13 protein-coding genes are annotated in these 14,872 nt (G+C 52.2%); 3 read left to right on the forward strand and 10 right to left on the reverse strand.

Annotated elements, in window-relative coordinates; all coding sequences use genetic code 11:
- Nucleotides 1-7 precede the first annotated feature (7 nt).
- From AACY82_RS10270 to AACY82_RS10315, 10 genes are all read right to left on the reverse strand, one after another.
- Entirely contained in the window at nt 8-460 is a 453-nt protein-coding gene (locus AACY82_RS10270) for a hypothetical protein (RefSeq protein ID WP_339616720.1), read from the reverse strand.
- Between the two features lie 270 nt (nt 461-730).
- On the reverse strand, nt 731-2,692 hold the full coding sequence (locus AACY82_RS10275; protein ID WP_339616721.1) for a DUF2075 domain-containing protein: 1,962 nt from the start codon (nt 2,690-2,692) through the stop codon (nt 731-733).
- Nucleotides 2,693-2,731: 39 nt separating this feature from the next.
- On the reverse strand, nt 2,732-2,911 hold the full coding sequence (locus tag AACY82_RS10280; protein ID WP_339616722.1) for a helix-turn-helix transcriptional regulator: 180 nt from the start codon (nt 2,909-2,911) through the stop codon (nt 2,732-2,734).
- Between the two features lie 457 nt (nt 2,912-3,368).
- Nucleotides 3,369-4,316, reverse strand: coding sequence for a glycoside hydrolase family 16 protein (locus tag AACY82_RS10285; protein ID WP_339616723.1), 948 nt, complete (start codon nt 4,314-4,316; stop codon nt 3,369-3,371).
- Nucleotides 4,317-4,497: 181 nt separating this feature from the next.
- Nucleotides 4,498-4,923 (reverse strand): FKBP-type peptidyl-prolyl cis-trans isomerase, encoded by a 426-nt coding sequence (locus tag AACY82_RS10290; RefSeq protein ID WP_339616724.1) that lies wholly within the window; start codon nt 4,921-4,923, stop codon nt 4,498-4,500.
- Between the two features lie 58 nt (nt 4,924-4,981).
- On the reverse strand, nt 4,982-5,407 hold the full coding sequence (locus tag AACY82_RS10295) for a DUF488 family protein (RefSeq protein WP_339616725.1): 426 nt from the start codon (nt 5,405-5,407) through the stop codon (nt 4,982-4,984).
- An 87-nt stretch (nt 5,408-5,494) separates the two neighbouring features.
- Nucleotides 5,495-6,940 (reverse strand): sodium:solute symporter family protein, encoded by a 1,446-nt coding sequence (locus tag AACY82_RS10300; protein WP_339616726.1) that lies wholly within the window; start codon nt 6,938-6,940, stop codon nt 5,495-5,497.
- Nucleotides 6,941-7,021: 81 nt separating this feature from the next.
- Nucleotides 7,022-7,411: a RidA family protein gene (locus tag AACY82_RS10305; protein WP_339616727.1), complete on the reverse strand. Its 390-nt coding sequence runs from the start codon at nt 7,409-7,411 to the stop codon at nt 7,022-7,024.
- Nucleotides 7,401-8,882 (reverse strand): D-aminoacylase, encoded by a 1,482-nt coding sequence (locus AACY82_RS10310; RefSeq protein ID WP_339616728.1) that lies wholly within the window; start codon nt 8,880-8,882, stop codon nt 7,401-7,403. The genes AACY82_RS10305 and AACY82_RS10310 overlap by 11 nt, the downstream gene beginning before the upstream one ends.
- A 62-nt stretch (nt 8,883-8,944) precedes the next feature.
- The gene (locus AACY82_RS10315) at nt 8,945-9,811 is read right to left on the reverse strand and encodes a MurR/RpiR family transcriptional regulator (protein WP_339616729.1); all 867 of its coding nucleotides are present in this window, start codon (nt 9,809-9,811) and stop codon (nt 8,945-8,947) included.
- A gap of 299 nt (nt 9,812-10,110) precedes the next feature.
- On the opposite strand from AACY82_RS10315, the gene AACY82_RS10320 reads away from it, so the two are divergent.
- From AACY82_RS10320 to AACY82_RS10330, 3 genes are all read left to right on the forward strand, one after another.
- Nucleotides 10,111-11,367 (forward strand): amino acid deaminase, encoded by a 1,257-nt coding sequence (locus tag AACY82_RS10320; protein ID WP_339616730.1) that lies wholly within the window; start codon nt 10,111-10,113, stop codon nt 11,365-11,367.
- Between the two features lie 74 nt (nt 11,368-11,441).
- On the forward strand, nt 11,442-13,823 hold the full coding sequence (locus tag AACY82_RS10325) for a family 20 glycosylhydrolase (protein WP_339616731.1): 2,382 nt from the start codon (nt 11,442-11,444) through the stop codon (nt 13,821-13,823).
- 127 nt (nt 13,824-13,950) lie between these two features.
- Nucleotides 13,951-14,862 (forward strand): SMP-30/gluconolactonase/LRE family protein, encoded by a 912-nt coding sequence (locus AACY82_RS10330; protein WP_339616732.1) that lies wholly within the window; start codon nt 13,951-13,953, stop codon nt 14,860-14,862.
- The last annotated feature ends 10 nt before the right edge of the window (nt 14,863-14,872 follow it).

Raw genomic sequence — 14,872 nt, forward strand, 5'->3', positions numbered from 1 at the left:
TCCGGCGCTAGAACGCAAAGCCAGAATCAAACTCAAACGCCAATTGTGTTGGTGCGCGATATTGACGAAATTTTCTCCAGGGCCTGATCGCCTCATGTGGCAAGCCGCCGGTCTCTAGTGGCAAGGGCGTTTGTTGCTGTGCAAGCGTACGGACTTTTTGGTAAGTACGGTATGTGTGCGAGAGCGACAACTTTAAATGACGCGCGACATAGCACATTCGTCCCTTTTTCTGCTTCAGCAAACTCAGCCACGCGACGCTAACGCTCATTCCTTGTGCGGTAAGTTTCCGCTCGGCCAATAGCTCGTTATGGTCGTTATCCAGTGAGTCCTCAGCGGTTGCTACATCTGGCGTGGAGTCGTATAAACTACTTTCGCTATCATCCCAAGGTGTATCTAGGCTCGTTGCATAACGTACCGTGGTTTCGGTATAGCGCACCAACCGTTGGTAAGTATGAGCCAAAATAAGCTCGCGGTGCTCTGGGTTGGCAAAATCGATATCTATGGCGCGCTTTTTACGTAAAATTTCAGCCGTTACCCAAAACTCTCCTTTAACGTCATCCGCGGTCTGCTCCCCTCCAGTTTTGCGTACGATAGTGGCAATATTGCGGCGACAGTCTTTGATAAAACCTTGGTAGCTGGCGTAATCGATAGGGTTAATGCTCGAAAGTGTTAGGTGTGAAGATAAAAACTTGACTGTTTTAACTGTTTAACTCACGACTTAGCGATACCGCTAAGTCGTGAGTGGTTCGATGCCGCAGGATAATAAATAATTATAGGTGTTGTCGTAAAATCTAGGAGCTCGTGTGATGTATTCTGGTGTTCCATTGGGAACAAATATGACCATACCTTGTCTTGCTCTGGTGAGTAGTACGCGGTAGGCATTTTTTAGGTAACGCTGGTTGTCGAGGCTCTTGCGCCGCTGCCATTTACTTCCCTTAAATTGCCAGTGCTCAAAACAATCGTTGATATATCGATAGTCTGCGTCCCACGCGACTAAACACCAGTCGAGCTCCAAACCTTGAACCTGAAACTCGGTTGCGACATCTTCTAAAAAGTTTGAGGATCGAACGTCTTCAAAGTCGTTTAAAAACCAATTTCGTGGCTCTATTTCATTTTTAACGAAGATACCTTCTGGTTTTAAGCGTAGCGCGCCTGAAGATGCAATTATGCCGGTGGATTCGTTACCTCGTTGTTGCCCTCTAATCCATTGCTTGGCTTTCTTAAGGTCTCGAGTAATGTAAATGGGGTATTGGTTCTTGAGGTGGTGTATTTCGGATTTTGTGGCTAGCGTGTCACCGTCTACAAGATGATGTATTGCGTTTGATAGATGTTCGGCACGGAAAGATCGCATTGATGTTGATAAATGTAAGCCGGCGATTGACTTTGCTTGGGGGAAAGATTTTGTACTTAAACCGTCAGTAATGTAGTTGCCGTCAAAGAGCTTATTTGAGTAGTAAACGTCCCAATGGCTAAAGCGGTGCTCTAAGGCCTCGATCCAACCAGATAAACCAACTTCGCCGATGTATATTTCTTGTCCGCCACCGATAAGAGCGACAATCACCGACCAGTCGTCGTGGCGATTCATGAACTCAATTAAAAGCTCCGGCTCAGACATGGAAAAATCTGGTATATTACGCTTTTTTTGCATGAAGGAGCTGGCTTGCTCCTTGTTCCAGGCTCGTTGCGCTTCGTCAAAGATCGCAACCTTTTCTGGAGGCGTACTTCCATCAAGATGAGTGTCGCGGAAGCGATGTATGTTCTGGATCATTTGTTCGGTCTTTCGGCGCGCATCTTTAATGGCAATCTTTATGCTATTTTTTTGATCTTTAGCCAATGCCTCCTGAAGTACTGAAACCAACGGGCCATTGCCGCTAAGGAAAACAGAGTATAGAGCGTCGTCGGCACTGGAGTGCTGGCTGGCGATGTTCAACCCGACAAGCGTTTTTCCCGCCCCGGGAACGCCAGTTACAAAGCATATGGATTTTCGTTTGTTGTTTTTGCTGTATTCGATGATCTCATTAATTTTTTTACTTGTTGTTACGATACAGGTTTTATCAGCTTCGCTGTGCGTTATGTCGGCGACGTTGTGGGAACTATAAAGTGCTTGAGCTGCCTCGATAATCGTTGGGGTTGGAAGGTAGCCAGAGCTTAACCATGTTTGTATGTCGATTCTAGTTCGTTCTATTTTTTCAAGTACGTGATTGATAGTGCTTAAAAGGTTATTTGGTGAAGCACAGATAACCCTAGCAACCTTGTCTGAGTCTATCGTTAATGTGGTTTGAGTTTCTTGCGCTTGTGTTGCAAGAAGTATTGGTATTATGACTTTGTCATGACTCCCTTTGTGAAAGTTCTTTAGGTCGAGTGCATAGCCATGGCATTGTCGAATATCAGCAGAATAAAACTGTTTGGTGCCGACTTTAAATTCAATGACGAAGATGACACCCTCCAAGACTAAGATGACGTCTGCTCGCCGTCCCACCCTGGGGATGTACATTTCAATAAAAATATGAGCGTTGTTCGGCTGGAATGTCGCAAGCGCTTGCTTTAATAGCGCGACTTCTGATGCCCAGGCCCGAGTGGCGTTATTTTGAAGTGTTTGTGTGTGGGCGCTGGTTAGTTTCCCCAGGATAGATTCGGTGGTCTCGCTTAAAAACGTCTTAAGCGGGCTCGAATACATAGCCGGATTAATCATTGGCAGCCCCAATATCCACTAACTCTTTCGTTTCTACTTCTAGGGCTCGGGCAAGTTTAAACAGGTTAACAGGCTGACGTTGCGTTTGCCACGCTCGACACTGCTAATGTAGGTTCGATCGAGCTCTGCGAGTGCCGCCAGATTTTCTTGAGAGAGGTTTTTGCTTAAGCGTAACGCTTTGACTTTGTTGCCAAATGAGGCGAGTAGATGACCTGACATTGATATCTCCTTAATGGTCAGATCATCTTTTTATGTGGACAATAAGTCTACGGACTATAAGTCACATTGCGTGGGTTAATTAACCAAGTAAGTACGCAGCGGAGAGCAGGGACAAGAAGCGAATTGGTTCGTCTGCCGTGGGACTGAGAAATCGTTTTCTGCGATCGTTTTCACCTTAGGTGGTGTCGAACGCAACTTTATCGTCGAGCACGGAGCCCATGCCGGTGATGTCGGACAGCAGGCCTTTATCGAACGAGAGCTGGCGGGCTATGTTTTTAAAGTAACCACTGGGTTTATGTCGATGACATCGACAGGTTGGTAATATATGTCGATATTTGGCAGTTTTATCGACATGAGAGGTGCGCCGCTTACAGCTCTGAAGGTTACTCCTACAGCTCCTACCAGCGTCAAACCGCATCGAGAAATCCGGAGAGTAATACTACCCTCCGGCTTTTAATCACAAACCGCAGGGTGACGGCAGCGGTGGGTTGTGCGCTGGCACGCGGTCGATAAACGCTTGCTTGTTATCGCGCATGGACGTGACTTCGGCCATAACTTGGTCGGTGCTTAAGGCGACGCCTTGGCGGTGGTAGACCCAGTCGATATCCTCTTGGTATTCGCGCAGTTCGGGCGAGTCTACCGGGCCTTGTGAGCCGTCGGCGCCTTTGGGCATAAACCAGAGGTTAAAGTTCATAGACATGGGCACTTCTGGGTAGACGTTTTCGGAGTGTTCGGAGAATAGCTCGCCGTCGACATAGTAGCGGACTTTATTGTCCATTACGGTTAATACCAGCGTGCGCCAGCCGGCGTAGCTGCCCTCGCTACGGGTGTTTTCGTTGACCTTGGTCCAGGGTTCGAGCTGGAAGGTCTCCCAGGTGGTGCTCCACATGGCGGGTTTGTCTGGGTGGCCCCAGCCGCCGTTGGGCAGATATTCAAAATCGGTTTCGCTGTAGTCTTTGTCCATGGGCGCTTTTAGCGGGCTAATGGCGTAAAAGGTTTCGATGACTTCATCGCCATCTGGGCCAAAGGTCGGCTCGTCGCGAAAAAAGATGCGTGCGGCGTAAGTGCCCTCGCGGTATTTACGGGCGTGACAAATTTGCGTGTGGCGTGTGTTGGCGGCGGTGCCGTCGGTGACGGAGCTCATTCTGATGGCGCCATGTTCTGCCCCGGCAACATCGTCGGGGAACGACAAGCCAATCGCCGACCAGCTTGCACCGGGAATACCTGGGTGTCCTGTTTCGGTGCGGGCCTTCCAGCCATTGTCGTAAAACGCGCCTAGGGTTTGGTAGTTAAAATCGTCAAAGAATACCGGTGCCTCTGTTTGATTGTCGGTTGCCGCGAAGGCGGTGCTACACAGTAGAGACAGCAGCAGTGTTGAGCTGAAAAAGAGCGGTGTTTTTATCATTTTGACTTACCTCAGTTGGTGATGATCAGGCACCATTCTTTTTGTTTGAGACAACGTTGTCAACTTGGTTGCGCGACATTTACAGATACTAACAAAGGTTAACGGCGCGGGTGGAAGGTTAGGGGCGCCAAGGTAAACATTTAACGCGGTACCTGGGCTATTTTTGTCGCCTGCGGCCCGTTTAAAACATTACCTTTAACAATCGGATATCGAAAATTAATACGGCATTGGGGCCAATTTTATTGCCCACGCCTTTTTTGCCCCAGGCCAGTTCTGGTGGCACGACAAATTCAAACCGGGCGCCTTCTTGCATTAATTGTAAACCTTCGCGGATACCGGGAATGGCTTCTTTCATGGTGAACTCGTCGGGTATGCCTTCTTTGTAGGTATCGCCGATGATTTTACCGCCGACTAATTGAATCCGTTGATTCACCTCAACGCTATCGGTTTCGGTCGGCGCTATGCCACCGCCGGGCTCGACTTCTCGGTACAACAAGCCACTGGCGGTTTCTTGCACGCCGTCTTTTTGGCGGTACTTATCTAGGTAGTCTTCGCCGGCTTTACGGTTTTGGCCGGAGGAGCCTTTGTTGAGTTTTTTGTTGCTCATGGGGTGCCCGTTAGGAGTGTTAGCCCGTTATTTTAACGTCTGTCGGGACGCCGTGCAGCTATGGCTTTGATGATGGCTGATAACAGGTAGGCGAGCTGGGCTCGCTTTGGCACTGGCGGTCTTCCTCCGCGATGGCCTCTAGTAAGCATTGTCGCAATATCGGCAGGTGCGACTGGGCCGGATCGCGGCTGGCGGTAAGCAGTGTGAGGGTGCCGTTGCGCACGTGGCGCAGCAGTGGGGTAAGGCAGGCTGGGTTGCTGGCGAGCTCGTGGCGGTAGGCGTGGGCGAAGGCCTCATGGGTCAGCTCATCGCGGTGCCAACATTGGCGCAGGCCACTGGAGGGGGAGGCATCTTGATACCAATCGTCGATATCTAAGTCTTCACGCTTGCGCCCGCGCGGCCACAGGCGATCCACTAACAGGCGGATGCCATCTTGGGCGCTGGCACTGTCGTATAGCCGTTTGATGGCGACGACGGGTTTCATGGTGGCTCCTTGGTTGCGGCGCGTTGCTAAGCGCCTAGTTTAACGCTTGCGACGCCGGTAGCTCAAACCCGTGCTTTGTTACCGCTATTACAGCGATTCCATTTGCTCGCGCTCGTGCTCCAGTTGCGCCAGTGCTTGCTCGCGGTTAAGCGCATCCGGTGGGGTGAGCAAAGTAACCGTAATGCCTGCGATAAACGACACGAGTACCGCCGGGATAATGGGGTTGCCCCAGAACTCGCGGTAAAAATTGGCGATGATTAGCGAGGTAATGGAGGCGGCCAAGAGCGCCGCGAGTGCGCCTGTCCAGTTAAAACGCTGCCAAAACCGCCCCAGTAAGCCGCACACAAACAACCCGGCCATAACAGTGGCGATCATGGTGGTGATGTAGCCGATAATATCGTCAGACAATAAGGCAAATGTCAGCGCGATAAAAATAACCACCACCAGTGATACACGTGAGTAACCGACGACTTTATCGCGGGCGGGCATACGACCCGTTACTAAGCTGAATAAATCGCGCAATAAAATAGAGACACCGGCAATGGCATCGGAGCTGGCACTCGACATAGTGGCCGATAGCCCGGCGATCAGTACCAGCACCCCAATACCTAACGGTAAAACCTCGGCGGCTAAGTAGGGGAAGGCAAAGTTGCGATTGTCTAACTCGGGGTTGAGCGCGTACGCACCCATACCGATAATTGCAGGCACGGCCGAGAAGGCCAAATACAGTGTGCCCGAGGTATAGAACGATTTACGCACCGAACTGGTGTTATGGGCCGAATAAATGCGCTGCCTAAACGACGGTGTGGCCAATACCCCCACGGCAATAACGGCGATAAGCGAAAGACCACGAATAAGCCCGATAGACTCCAGCGCTAAAAAGGATACGTTGGCATCCGGTTGGGCGTTCATTAGGGTATTCCAGCCACCGACCTGATCGACGGCAAACAGTGCCATTAAAATAAAACCGACAAATAAAATAATGGCTTGCAAGGTGTCGGTCCAGACAACCGCGTTGTAGCCACCAATGACGACGTAAATGGCAAAGCTGGCGGCGATAATAATTTTGGCTAACTGTAAGTCGATATCGGCGATCCAAGCGAGATACAAACCGCCGCCTAAAATATGCGCGCCCAACCAGCCGATGCTGGCAATAAAAATTAATACCGCAACGATATTCTTAACCCAGCGATTGGCGCCTACATAGTAAGAGATCTCTTCGCTCATGGTCATAAATTTTAGGGCTCGCACCGGTGCAAACCATAAGCCGAGTAATAAAATACCGATGGCGCCACCGATGCCGTACAGTGTGCCGCCCCAGCCGTTAGCGTAGCCAAAACCAACGGCTCCCATGGATGAACCGGTGCCTACCATAGTGGCCACGGTGGTGCCTATCGTAAGAAAAATAGGTAAACCGCGGCCGGCGAGTAAAAAGTCTTCACCGCTTTTGTTGCGGCGCGAGACAAACATACTGAGTGTAATCAGTGCGGCAATGTAAACCGTTAAAGCGGTGAGAAAGATAGTGGTATTCATAGTGGGTGCGCAGTGTCACGAATTATTAGAATGATAGAAACCAAGCAGATTGTGGCGCCCGCGTTTAGGGCGCCACATGTATCATTCCGGCTTTTTGTAACAGATAATACCAACCTCGACTTTGCAGTCGACGACCAAATCGCACACCGAGCAAATACGTGCCGGTGGATGATCGCCAAAGTTATCTTTAAACACTTTGTTAAACGATTGAAAGTAACGCGCGTCGGTTAGAATGACGGTAAGGTGCACCACATGCTCACGATCGTACCCGGCGTTTTGCATAATCTTTAGGCAATTATCGATGGCCAGCTGCGATTGTTCGGCAATGCTACCCTCGACCACTTCGCCGTCAGTCATGGGAGTCTGCCCCGAGACATACAGCCAGCCATCGGCGCCCGCCGCGTGTGAAAAAGGCAAATGTTGCCCACCGGTACCGGTGCTACCCTCAGCGCCATAACGTTTAATGCTCACAAAGTTTCTCCTCTGTTAATAACGCGTCAGCCGCTTGTGACTGACGGAATAAAAATTGTCCGGCGCGGCCGGGCACAGTTTGGTTGGGGCAGTAACTTAACACCCCGTTTACCCACACGCGCTCGATACCGCTGGCGGCTTGTTGGGGATTTTCAAAGGTGGCGAGATCACGCACGTTTTGATAATCAAACAACACAAGGTCGGCCCAATTGCCGGGTTTTATTTCGCCGCGGCCATCCAGCTGAAACTGCCGGGCACTTAAGCCGCTCATTTTAAGCACGGCTTCGTTTAACGCGAATAAGCCTGTGTCGCGGCTGTAGTGGCCAATAACGCGGGGGAAGGTGCCCCACAAACGCGGGTGCGGGTGCGGATCTTTGGGTAGCCCGTCGGAGCCGATCATGGTGCGCGGGTAGCGTAAAATATTGGCAACGTCTTGTTCGGCCATACAGTAATACACGGCGCCAGCAGGTTGTAGGCGTTTTGCGGCGCTTATTAAATCGCATTGCCAGTGTTCGGCAATCTCGTGTAAATAGCGGCCGGCTTGTTCGGGCGCAGGCTCTGACCAAGTAATAAAAATATCGGTATCGCTGGTGACTTGCGCTAAATCTAAAGTGCTGGAGCTGGCGGCGTAGGGGTAGCAATCGCACCCGATGTTTTGCGTTTTTGCGGCGATTTCTAAGGTGTTAAGCAATTGCTCGCTGCGGCCCCAGTTACCTTTGCCGGCACATTTTAAATGCGAGATGATTAACGGCACTTTGCCGTGCTCGGAGGTGATAAACGCCTCGTCCATGGCCTCTAAAATACCGTCAAACTCAGTGCGTAAGTGCGTGGTATAAATACCGCCGGCGCGGCCGAGCTCGGCGACCATGGCTTTGACTTCGTCAATGCTGGATTGTTTTGCGCTGGCGTAGGCCAGGCCCGAGCTCATACCCAGTGCGCCGTCGGCCATTGACTGGCGTAAATCGGCGCACATGGACTCTAGCTCTGGCGCGGTGGCACTGCGGTTAAGCTCGCTCATGTGGTTGTTGCGAATCGCGGTGTGGCCCACTAATGCCCCGACATTAACGCTGGGCTGGGCGCGGCTAACGGCATTGGCGTAATCGCTAAAGCGCGGGTAGCAAAAATCCGATTGCTGGCCCAATAGATTGAGTGGGTCGGGCGGGGCGCATGTTAAGCGCACGGGGCTGGCGCTGATGCCGCAGTTACCGACAATCACGGTGGTGACGCCTTGGCTAATTTTGGTGGGCATTGTCGGGGCGTCGATAACATTAATGTCATCGTGGGTGTGCACGTCAATAAAGCCCGGCGCCAGATGTAAGCCTGTGGCATCGATAACCTCGCGGGCATCGCCTTTAAGGCTTATGGCGATATCGTGAATGCGGCCGTTTAAAAGGCCGACATCGGCGGTGTAAATAGGGCCGCCGGTACCATCGACTACTTGGGCGCCACGAATAACTGTATCAAAAACCATAAGAAACTCACCAACTCCATCCCTGGATTACCTCTGATTGATACACTCCGGGCGCCGGCGTGTCAGTCCCCTAAAGGTAGGCGGTCCTGACCTTGCTTGTGGTTGTCCAGAGTGTGTTTAATACGCCTGAGCGTTTCCCGGCTTTTGCGTTTGTGGCGGGTGGCGAGCTCGGTTGCCAGAACATCAATGGCCGCCAGCATCACGTAGCGCGAAGCACTGGGTTTAAAAATAAAATCGGTCTCCATCGTCTCGATGGGTACCAGCTGGTCGACGCCTCGGCCCAGCGGTGAATCTTTAGTGGTGATGCCCAGCGCGCGTGCGCCGTACTCTTGGGCAATCTCCATGGCATCTTGCACGTCGGGGCTGTAGCCGCCTACCGACAGGCAAATCACCACATCGCTGCTGTCTACCGAGGCCGAGGCCATGCGCATTAGCATCGGGTCGGAGTATGCCGCGGCGCTAAAACCTAAGCGAAACAAACGGTACTGAAACTCTTGCGCCATCACCGTTGAGCCGCCGCCCACCCCAAATATCAGCACTTGTTTGGCGGGCGATAACAACTCGATCGCGCCGCGAATGACCTTTTCGGTCATCAGTGCGGCATTGTGCTCTAGCGCCGTTTTTACGGCCTCATAAACCCCGTGGGTTGAGCTGGGTTCGACTTTTGCCTCGGTATAAAACCGTTGACCAACCGCCAAAGACTGCGCTAATCGCAGTTTTAAATCGCGCACATTGGTGCAATCTACGGCGCGCGCAAAGCGGGTAATTGTCGCTTCGCTTACGCCAGCGCGCTCGGCCAGCTCGCTAATATTGGCGTGCGCGGCAAACGTCATATCGTCCAGCACGACACGGGCTATTTTTTGCTCTGCGCCACGCAGCTGTCCAAACATGGTGCTAATGCGCGAGACAATGTCGGGTTCATGGGTCACGTTGGGTATCCTTCCATATCTTCTATGAGTCTTAAGGCGTGCGGCAGACGCTTTGGGGCGGCTGCCGCACTAGATATGAGAATACGCCAAACCAAGTATAACTGCAGTGATTGTAAGTATCAAAGATTGACTAAAAATATAGTTATTTATTATCATTGCGTTGAAAGCAAATATAGCGACGAGGCGACAAGGCCCCTAAGAGGCGCTAGAGTGGTGCGCCTAGATGCAGTGAGCGCCTCGTGCCTGTGCCCGTTGCACTCGCGATAAATTTGGTTATAACTCGATGTAAAAGGCCCGCCATGAGTGACAGTGCCCCCGTCCACCCTACCTCCGCGTATCTTCGTCCCGTCCTTGATAAAGGTACGGCCGGTGCGTCGGCGCCGACGTTAAACCTGCTGAGCGAGGCGGTGAGCCTGCCGGCGGCGGTTATTTATCAATCGCGGTTAGATAACAACGTCAGCTGGATGCAGCGCTTTGCCGCCTCCCGCGGTGTGGCGCTGGCGCCCCACGGCAAAACCACCATGACCCCGGCTTTTTTTCAGCGTCAGCGCGATGCCGGGGCCTGGGGGCTTACGGTTGCCACCGCGCCGCAGGCCACGGCGGCTTACCGTGCGGGTATTGATCGGGTGTTAATGGCCAACCAGTTAGTCGGCCGCGGTAATATGGCGCTGGTGGCCGAGTTGCTGGCCGATGCCTCGTTTGAGTTTTACTGCCTGGTGGACTCGGTGGCAAACGTCGAGCAGTTGGGGCGTTATTTTAAAGCGTGTGGCCTGACACTAAATGTTTTGCTTGAGATTGGCGTAACCGGTGGCCGTTGTGGTTGCCGCACACAAGAGCAGGTCGAAACTGTGTGTGCCGCGATTGCACGCGAACCAAATCTGGCGTTGGTCGGGGTAGAAACCTATGAAGGTGTTATCGGCGGCGCCGATGCGCCGGCCAAAATTCGTGAGCACCTACTAAAGGTGCGCAATATCGCCGAGCTATTAATGCAACGAGGTTTGTTTGCTGCCGATAAAGCCATTTTAACGGGCGCCGGTTCGGCGTGGTACGACATCGTTTGCGATGTATTTGCCGAGGTAGACACCGAGTTGTTTGTGCCGCTGATTCGCCCCGGTTGTTACCTGATTCACGATCAGGGCATTTATATGGAAGCCCAACAAAAAGTGCGCGAGCGCCTGGGTGATAGCTGCGCGGTAAGCGGCGATTTACAGTCGGCGTTAGAGATTTGGGCTTATGTGCAGTCGATTCCCGAGCCGGGCGAGGCGGTTTTAACCTTGGGTAAGCGCGACGCCGCCTTTGATGCCGGCTTGCCGCAACCGAGTTTGCATTATCGCCCCGGCTGGCAGGCGCCCGTAACGCCGCCGCCCGAGTGGGAGGTGTACCATATTATGGATCAGCACAGCGCCATGCGGTTTGACCCTAACGCCGATCTTAACGTTGGCGACATTATTGCGCTATCGACATCACATCCGTGCCTGACCTTTGATAAATGGCGCAAGTTGAATGTGATTGATGATAACTACAACGTGTTAGAGCAGGTGGATACGTGTTTTTAACCTTCGTTAAACGGTTTTGTAAGGGCGGGCCGTGTCTGGCGGCTGTTTTACTTTCGCTGGCAGCCGTGCCTTTAATGGCCGCATCGGATTCTACCGCTGGGCAAACACCATTAGCATTAATGCCGTATCCGCAGTCGGTAGTTCGTCAGGATGGGCACTTAGCCATCAAGGCGCCACTGCAGTTTGCCAACCCCGGCGCCGTTACCCCGCGGGCTAAGGCGGCATTGCAGCGGCTTAATACGGTTTTGTCCCGTCGCTCTGGGGTAAGCGATAATGCCGCTAGCGCGATCATTAAATTGCGCCCGTTAGAGAAAAGCTCTGGCGCCATTAATGCGCCCACTGAGGAGCTGAAACGCGCCGACGAATCTTATCAGCTGGCCATTAGCGATGCTGGCATTACCATTTCGGTCGCCACCGATTTAGGAGTGTTGCACGCGTTAACCACTTTAATGCAGCTGGCGGGCGATCAGGGCCCTGTACAGTTGCCGTATGTTGTTATCGACGATGCCCCGCGCTTTGCGTGGCGCGGCGTGTTGTTAGATTCCGTGCGGCATTTTTTACCAGTCGAGACTATCAAGCGTCAAATCGACGGCATGGCCGCAGCAAAGCTGAATGTGCTGCATTGGCACTTAACCGACGATCAGGGCTGGCGGTTTGAATCGAGCGCTTACCCTAAGTTAACCCAATTGGCCGCGAACGGTCAGTTTTATACTCGCAAAGAAATTTTAGCGGTTATTGCCTACGCCGATGCGCGCGGTATTTATGTGTTGCCCGAAGTTGATATGCCGGGGCATGCCAGCGCCATCGCGGTGGCGTACCCCGAGCTTATGTCTGCGCCCGGCCCTTACCAGCCGGAAGACCGCTGGGGGGTGCATAAGCCGTTACTTAACCCCGCCAACGAAGATGTTTACACTTTTGCCAAAACCATTTTGCAAGAAGTGGCCGAGCTGTTTCCGTTTTCTTATGTGCACATTGGTGGCGATGAAATCGACCCGGAGCACTGGCAAGCTAACGAGCACATTCAGGCGTTTATGGCAGAGCATGCACTGGCTGATGAGCACGCCTTACATACTTATTTTAACGCCCGATTAGCGTCTATTCTTGCCGAGCTAAATCGCAGTATGGTCGGCTGGGATGAAGTGTTGCACCCGGATTTAGCCGAGGGGACAGTGGTGCAAAGTTGGCGCGGGCCAGACGCTTTAGGTCGTGCCGTTAATGCCGGGTTTCCGGCGCTGCTATCGACGGGTTTTTATCTCGACCAACCGCAAAACTCGGCGTACCACTATCGGGTAACCCTTGCGCCGCAACCGCTCAGTATCGATGCCACCGCTCATAAAGGCGAGCGGTGGCGCAGCTGGAAGTTTACCATGCCGCGCAAGCGCGGCAGCGATGTGGCTGGCACTTTAAGTGTGATTGGCGCCGGTGAATCGTTACGCGGCTTTATCGATTTTAAGGGTAAATCGCGCGCCAGCGTGAGCGAGTTAACCTGGCGCGATGGGTATATCAGTTTTACGTTAGATACGTGGATGGGGCCAATGCACGCGGCGCTTAGCGTCGATGGTGATGGCTTGCACGGACCGGTGGTTGTAGCTAACGCACCCTACGCTTTAACGAGTGAGTTAGTGGGTAGTAACGAGGTTGCAGGCTCGGCGCTGCCAACGGCGATAGCCAAAGATCTTATCGTCCCGGACAACCAGCATCTGTTGCTGGGTGGTGAAGCGGCGTTATGGGCCGAAATGGTGAATGAGCACACCATTGATATTCGCCTTTGGCCGCGAGCGTTTGTGGTGGCCGAGCGCTTGTGGTCGAGCCGTGAATTGCGCGATGCTGATTTTATGTATCAACGCTTAGATCTTGTGTCTCAGTGGTCTGCCGAGGTGGTCGGCTTGCAGCATTTTGCTCAGCAGCGAGCGGCGCAACAAGCACTTGTGCCCGAGTCGCAGCGGGAGTTGGTCATAGCGTTAAGTCGCGCGTTGGAGCCCGCACAGTACTACCACCGTCACCATGAGAAGTCGACCAACGCGACTTATTCTCGCCGAGATTCGTTAAATAATTTTGCCGACTATTTGCCGGCTGAAAGTCGTTTTACGCAAAAATTTTCTGAGGATCTAAATCGTTGGGCAGAAGACCCTGACGATAACAGCGCACTGCTGCCGGTCAGAGCTCAGCTAAACCAATGGCACAAAGATGCAAGTGCGCTATTGATCAAGTTGCAAAAGCTCGACCCGGTTGATCTGTTGCCGGTAACTCAATCGCTGCAGTCGGTAAGTGATTGGGGGCTGCGTTTGTTAAACGCCGAGTCGAAAGATAAACCTATGACGGCGGCTCAGTGTAAGCAAGCTCAACTTGAGCTGGGTATGGCCATGCAAATTCAACACGAGATGATTGTTGCGCCGGCGCAACCTGTCGCGGAGCTATTGCGAGACTCTTGCTTTAAATTGCATCAACTCAAGTAAAATTAAAGTCTGTTCCATACTGGCTTTGGTGCCTGCGGGCACCTTTTTTATTCTTGCGCCTCAGCGCTTTGAGGTTTTATTAGTGACGCCCGAGACCTAATGCTCGGCAGGTAATGGTGTTAATACGATGAAAAATACAATGTTTTATCAGGTTTTAGCAATGTGCCTGATGGCGCAAGTCGCCGGCGCAGATGCACCGCCTGCCAGTGAGTCGGAGACCTGGTTGCCTGAGAATAGCTTTACGAATGGCGTGGAAGGGCCGGCGGTTGATGGGGCAGGTAATCTTTATGCGGTTAACCTTGAGCGCCAAGGGACTATTGGTATAGTGACGGATAAAAATAAAGCTCGAATTTTTATCGAGCTAGACGCCGACAGTGTAGGCAATGCTATTCGTTTTGACGGTGCTGGTGATATGTTGATTGCCGATTATGTGAATCACAATATTTTAAAAGTGTCTATGTCGGATAAGCGCGTAAGCGTATTCGCTCATGATGATGCGATGAATCAACCGAATGATATCGTTATTGCTGATAATGGTAGCGTATACGCCAGCGATCCTAACTGGCCCGACAATACGGGACAGCTTTGGCGCATCGATGTCGCTGGTGTAACCCATTTGCTAGAGGCGGGTATGGGCACTACCAACGGCATCGAGCTAAGCCCCGATGGCAGTGTTTTATACGTAAATGAGAGTGTCCAGCGTAATATCTGGCGCTATGATGTTGCCGCCGACGGGAACATTACCAATAAGCAATTGTTTTTTCAGTTTGCCGATTTTGGTATGGACGGCATGAGCGTGGATGTTGAGGGAAGCCTGTATGTTGCTCGCTATGGCGCTGGCAAAGTTGCCGTGCTTTCACCAGAGGGTAAGTTATTGCGCGAGATACAACTGAGCGGACAACACCCGACTAATATCACCTTTGGGGGCAAGGACGGTAAGCGTGCGTTTGTAACCATGCAAAAACGCGGCACGATCGAATCGTTTATCAATGATGTACCCGGCAGTGATTGGGCTAAATTGCGGGCAAAACACCAGTAGCCCAATAACG

This window comes from uncultured Gilvimarinus sp., assembly GCF_963972205.1.
Taxonomy (GTDB): Bacteria; Pseudomonadota; Gammaproteobacteria; order Pseudomonadales; family Cellvibrionaceae; genus Gilvimarinus; species Gilvimarinus japonicus.

Coding starts and splice junctions, on each gene's coding strand:
- AACY82_RS10295 (WP_339616725.1), bottom strand. CDS start 5,407: ATGAAACCCGTCGTCGCCATCAAACGGCTATACGACAGTGCCAGCGCC.
- AACY82_RS10275 (WP_339616721.1), bottom strand. CDS start 2,692: ATGATTAATCCGGCTATGTATTCGAGCCCGCTTAAGACGTTTTTAAGC.
- AACY82_RS10285 (WP_339616723.1), bottom strand. CDS start 4,316: ATGATAAAAACACCGCTCTTTTTCAGCTCAACACTGCTGCTGTCTCTA.
- AACY82_RS10320 (WP_339616730.1), top strand. CDS start 10,111: ATGAGTGACAGTGCCCCCGTCCACCCTACCTCCGCGTATCTTCGTCCC.
- AACY82_RS10330 (WP_339616732.1), top strand. CDS start 13,951: ATGAAAAATACAATGTTTTATCAGGTTTTAGCAATGTGCCTGATGGCG.
- AACY82_RS10300 (WP_339616726.1), bottom strand. CDS start 6,940: ATGAATACCACTATCTTTCTCACCGCTTTAACGGTTTACATTGCCGCA.
- AACY82_RS10310 (WP_339616728.1), bottom strand. CDS start 8,882: ATGGTTTTTGATACAGTTATTCGTGGCGCCCAAGTAGTCGATGGTACC.
- AACY82_RS10290 (WP_339616724.1), bottom strand. CDS start 4,923: ATGAGCAACAAAAAACTCAACAAAGGCTCCTCCGGCCAAAACCGTAAA.
- AACY82_RS10280 (WP_339616722.1), bottom strand. CDS start 2,911: ATGTCAGGTCATCTACTCGCCTCATTTGGCAACAAAGTCAAAGCGTTA.
- AACY82_RS10325 (WP_339616731.1), top strand. CDS start 11,442: ATGGCCGCATCGGATTCTACCGCTGGGCAAACACCATTAGCATTAATG.